Here is a 4,609-nt window from a genome sequence, read left to right on the forward strand (position 1 = left end):
GCCTCGATTTCTACCGCTCGATCCGCCGCGTTCAGCGCGAACACCTTGAAAGCGCAACCTATTCCCGTGCTTTGACGGCGTTCGGCCTTGGCCTACTCAAAGGCACCGGCAGCCGCGTTTCGCGCCGCCAGTCCGATATCGGTGCTGATCGCACGATGAGCCTGCGCCAGATCCGCGCTATCCCACACAACGCGATCCTTCAGCAGATCGGCTATCCGGTAAACGTGATCGCCGGCGCCGGGACCGCTGCGGGTGAGGAGATGGAGTCCGTCGCCGAACTGCTCGGTCGTTCCGAACGCGGCAACCAGTTGGTCCGCCTGCTTCGGGCTGCCAATGGCCTCGCTTCGGTCAAGACCGTGGCCGCGCATGGTGAGCTGTTCAATTCGGCCTATTGGGCCAGCCGTCCCTATCGCGGCACCGAAACCGCGCTGGAAAACGCGTGCCTTGCCCTTGCTGAATACCTGACCAAGGACGACCGTTCGGGTGTGTTCCGCCGCCTGACCTCGCGCCTGCGCGTGGACTGGATGAAGCTGCACCGCCTGCTTTCGCTTGTCCCCGGTCACAAGGCGGGGCGCGATCCGGCGCAGGATTCGGATCGGCGCAATATCGGCCTGCTGCAATCGGTGCGCCTTGCGCTGTTGATGCACATGTTCATCCGCGCGGTTCAGGTTCCGCCTTTCGCCCGATCAAACGACGTCAGCCGCGAAGACGTGCTGGAGATGGTTCTGTCGCTGCGCGTCGATGATGCACTGGCCCAGTTGCGCCGGGCCTATCCGGTGATCGAACCCGAAATCACCGATTTCGCGGTGGATGAGGCAACCGACTACCCCGATCATCGCGGCGAAGATTACGGCGCCATCCGCGCCCGCTTCATCGACCCCATCGAACGCGCCCATGCGCTGAACATCCGCATTGCGGTTGCCATTTCGAACTACTTCGGCGCACACGGCTGATAATCAGATCCTCCCCGTTTTTGCGAAGCACAAACGGGGAGGATGAATCCCGTCAAACCAAAGCGCTGACCACCCAAACCACGCCGACCAGCAAGAACACCCCTGCAACGTCAAGCGCCAAACCGGCCTTGATCATGGCGCGCATTGAGCAATGCCCGGTCGCCCATGCCAGCGCGTTCGGGCCAGTCCCGGCGGGCAGCATGAAGCCCCAGGTCGCGGCAAAGGCGGCTGGCAAGGCCAGCAGGATGGGGTCTGCCCCCAACGCGCCGACCAGCGCTGCCACCACCGGCATGATCCCGCTGGCCGCCGCGATATTGCTCGCAAATTCGGTCACGATGATCACGAAGGCCACCAGCACCAGCGCCACCACCGGTAGGGGCACGTGGGCAAGGGGGAGCAACATTTCGCCCATCCACTTGGTCAGCCCGCTTTCTGTCATGCCCATCGCCATCGCAAGGCCGCCGCCAAACATCAGCACCACATCCCAGGGCGCGCGGTTCGCTTCCGGCCATGTCAGCATCGGCCGCCCCGTCCCATCGGGCAGCACGAAAAGCACCAGCCCGGCAAGCGCTGCCACTGTGCCATCGGTAAAACCGCCTTCGGGAAACAAGCCTTCCAGCACGGGCTGGAACACCCATCCCAGAAATGCCAGCACAACCACCGGCACCAATCGCCGTTCGGCAATGCTCCATCTCGTCGTATGAGCAATGGCAGTGCGCGCTGCTGCCGGATCGAAGCTGTCCGCGTGCAGGTTCTGCACCCGCGCGATGATCCATGCGGCCAGCGGTATGGTCAGAACCACGATGGGAACGCCATAAAGCGCCCATTGCAGGAACGTCACCTTCGTTCCCAGCGCCGTCTCGATCAGGCCAGCCGCGATGGCATTGGTGGGGGTGCCGATCAGCGTGGCCAGTCCCCCGATCGATGCGGCAAAGGCGATCCCCATCGGCAAAGCGCCAGCCATGCCTTGCGTTTCGCCTTCTTCCACGCCGCCTGCGCGCAACATGGCAATTGCCATCGGCATCATGATCAGCGCTGTGGATGTGTTGGAAATGAAGCTGGACAGCACCGCAGTTGCGGTCATCACGCCTAGCAAAAGCTGCCCCGGCCTTGCGCCTGCCAACCCCATGATGAACAGCGCCAGCCGCCGGTGCAGCCCGGTCCGTTCAATCGCCAGCGCCAGAAATGCGCCGCCGATGAACAGGAATATGATCGAGGTATAATAGGCACTTGCCGTCTTGTTGGCATTGGCCACACCCGTCAGTGGCAGTACCAGAAAGGGCAACAGCGCGGTGGCAGACAGCGGCAGCGCTTCGGTCATCCACCACGCGGCCATCCACCAGACCAGCCCGGCCGCACTCCACCCGGCGTCGGGCATCCCGGCAGGTGCGGCGACCAGTTGTGTCACCACAAAGCCGATCGGCCCCGTCCAAAGCCCGATCGTGCGTGCGTCCAATGCCAAAAAATTGCTCCCCGTTCCCTCGGAACAGGGTCTAGCAGAGCCTTGGCGCGGCTGGCAAATTCAGAAAACGAGAGAGCATTTCCACATCCCTCGTCATTGCGAGGAGGTGAAGCCGACGAAGCAATCCAGTGTTGGCAAAAACCTTTCTGGATTGCTTCGCCCCGCTGCGCGAGACTCGCAATGACGAAGAGGAGGAACGCCGTTTATTCAGAATACCGGCTCATAGCCCGGTGGCAGTTCGTCGCCCGGCTTGGTGTCGCCGCTTGTGCCATCCGTCGGCTGGTGAATGCCGCACTCGGTCTTGTCCCAGCCTTTCCACCGGCCCGAACGCGGGTCTTCACCCGGCGCAACCTTGCTGGTGCAGGGCGCGCAACCGATGGAGGGATAGCCCTGCGCCACCAACGGATGCGGTGGAAGCCCATGCTGTGCAAAATAGGCCTCAAGCGCGGCCTTGTCCCACGATGCCAGCGGATTGATCTTCAACCGCCCTTGCGCGTCCGAATGATCAATCTCGAAACGCGGCAGGCCCGCGCGTGTCTTGGACTGGAAGCCCTTGCGGCCCGTCAGCGAGGCATCGAAATGCAGCAGCGCCTTGGCCAGCGGCTCCACCTTGCGGATTTCGCAGCAGCCATCGGGATCCCACGACCAGCGAAGGCCGTTCTCATCCTTCTTGGCGATGACCTCCGCGTCCGGCTCGACGATCTGGAGATTGGTCATCCCCAGAAAGTCGATCAGTTCGTCACGATAGGCCACTGTCTCGGCAAAGTGCTTGCCGGTGTCGAGGAACAGCACCGGCACCGAAGGATCGACTTCGGCAATAAGGTGAAGCAGGACAGCACTTTCCGCGCCAAAGCTCGAAACCACGGCAAGATCGCCTGCCAGCCCGTCACGGATGACCGAACGCAGCATCTCCTGCGTATCGCTGCCCCGGAACAGGTTGTTCAACCGGATCGCGTCCGTCTCGGTAAAGCGCGGGCGCGTATCGATCAGGTCGATCTTGCGATTGGCAACCATAGAACTCATCGTCCTGTCCATGCTTCAATCCTTTTCCCGCTCTCAGGCGGGGTGGCGCTTCGCCCAGATTGCCGGGCGTCCATCAACAGTCTTCTGGTAGACTTCCGGCCAGGTCGCGAAGGCCTTCTCGGCGGCTTCCGCGCTGATCGGCTGGTTTGGTGCAAAGCTGTCAAACCCGCAGCGGCGCATGTGCGAAAGCTGATCCAGCAGCACATCGCCCACCGCGCGCAGTTCACCGGCATAGCCATGCTCGCGCAGGATGCGCGCCGCAGAATAGCCGCGCCCGTCGGTGTATGCGGGGAAGTTCACTTCCACGAGCGCGATACGGTCCAGATGCGGCAACAGCGCGCGCGCATCATCACCCGGTTCGATCCGCACGGCGGTGGCGTTGTTCTGGTCGGCAAAGGCATCCACCGTCACCGCCGGATCGCCCACCGGCTCATCGCTGCGATAGCGCAAGTTCTGCTCAACCATTGACAGGCTCCTTGGCATAGATTGCCTCCTTGAACGGGGCCATGCCGATGCGGCGATAGGTGTCGACGAAACGCTCCCCTTCGTCGCGCTGTGCGAGATAGACGTTGGTGGCCTTTTCCACCGCATCCACGATGCCGTCCTCGTTGAAGCCGGGACCGGTGATCGTGCCAAGCGAGGTGTCTGCGCCTTCGCATCCGCCAAGCAGGAGCTGGTAATTCTCCACGCCCTTGCGGTCGACACCCAGAATGCCGATGTGGCCTGCGTGGTGGTGTCCGCAGGCGTTGATGCAGCCCGAAATCTTCAGCTTCAGCTCACCCAGTTCGCGCTGGCGACCAAGGTCCGAGAACCGTTCGGAAATCTTCTGCGCAACGGGGATCGAACGCGCATTGGCAAGGCTGCAGTAATCCAGACCGGGGCAGGCGATGATATCGCCGATCAGGTCAAGGTTCGCCGCCGCCAGATCCGCCGCCTCCAGCTTCTGCCAGATGGTGTAGAGATCGGCCTTACGGACATGCGGCAACACGATGTTCTGGGCGTGCGTCACGCGCAGTTCGTCGAACGAATATTCCAGCGCCAGATCGGCCATGAGGCGGATCTGGTCAGCCGTCGCATCGCCCGGAATGCCGCCAACCGGCTTCAGGCTGATGTTCACGATGGCATAGCCCGGCTGCTTGTGCGCGTGGACGTTCTGGTCCACCCACAGCGC

The 4,609-nt window shown here is 62.6% G+C and carries 3 protein-coding genes and 2 pseudogenes; 1 reads left to right on the plus strand and 4 read right to left on the minus strand.

From position 1 onward, the window contains the following. Positions 1–953, plus strand: a pseudogene (locus ACOVQ0_RS17220) (phosphoenolpyruvate carboxylase); the annotation flags it as partial. A gap of 52 nt (positions 954–1,005) precedes the next feature. Here ACOVQ0_RS17220 and ACOVQ0_RS17225 read toward each other — a convergent pair. The 4 genes and pseudogenes from ACOVQ0_RS17225 to ACOVQ0_RS17240 form a co-directional block, all read right to left on the minus strand. Continuing rightward, positions 1,006–2,409 (minus strand): SLC13 family permease, encoded by a 1,404-nt coding sequence (locus ACOVQ0_RS17225; protein ID WP_421887279.1) that lies wholly within the window; start codon positions 2,407–2,409, stop codon positions 1,006–1,008. Positions 2,410–2,622: 213 nt separating this feature from the next. Further along, complete coding sequence (locus tag ACOVQ0_RS17230) at positions 2,623–3,438, minus strand: phosphoadenylyl-sulfate reductase (protein WP_421887273.1); 816 nt, start codon at positions 3,436–3,438, stop codon at positions 2,623–2,625. A 33-nt stretch (positions 3,439–3,471) separates the two neighbouring features. Then, positions 3,472–3,903, minus strand: a complete 432-nt coding sequence (locus tag ACOVQ0_RS17235; protein WP_421887276.1) for a DUF934 domain-containing protein — start codon at positions 3,901–3,903, stop codon at positions 3,472–3,474. Then, positions 3,896–4,609 (minus strand): annotated as a pseudogene (locus ACOVQ0_RS17240) (nitrite/sulfite reductase); the annotation flags it as partial. The gene ACOVQ0_RS17235 and the pseudogene ACOVQ0_RS17240, both read right to left, overlap by 8 nt.

This window comes from Novosphingobium sp. (genome assembly GCF_049240505.1).
In the GTDB taxonomy this organism is placed as follows: domain Bacteria; phylum Pseudomonadota; class Alphaproteobacteria; order Sphingomonadales; family Sphingomonadaceae; genus Novosphingobium.